This window comes from Tritonibacter sp. SIMBA_163 (genome assembly GCF_046535935.1).
GTDB lineage: Bacteria > Pseudomonadota > Alphaproteobacteria > Rhodobacterales > Rhodobacteraceae > Epibacterium > Epibacterium scottomollicae.
In genome coordinates this window covers 1-271 of record NZ_JAWJBP010000461.1, presented here as the reverse complement: position 1 = coordinate 271, position 271 = coordinate 1, and the positions used below count along the sequence as shown (strand labels likewise).

Annotated in this window: 1 protein-coding gene; it reads left to right on the top strand. The window is 59.0% G+C overall.

The window, feature by feature from the left end; translation table 11 throughout:
- The coding region (locus tag R0J92_RS23125; protein ID WP_411053391.1) for an aminotransferase class IV at positions 1 to 271 on the top strand (271 nt) is incomplete at both ends.

Genomic DNA, 271 nt, shown 5'->3' with positions numbered 1-271 from the left:
CATGGTCGAGCCGAAAGGCTTCACCATCACCACCACGTCGTTCCGCCGCCCCTATATGGAAGTCATGCCGGTCAATGCCAAAGCTGCGTGCCTCTATCCGAACAATGCGCGCATGCTGCGTGAGGCCAAGGCAAAGGGCTTCCACAATGCTCTGGTGACGGACGTTCTTGGCAATGTTGCAGAAACTGCAACTTCGAACGTTTTCATGGTCCGCGGCGGCGAGGTGTTCACCCCGGCCGCCAACGGCACGTTCCTCAACGGCATCACTCGC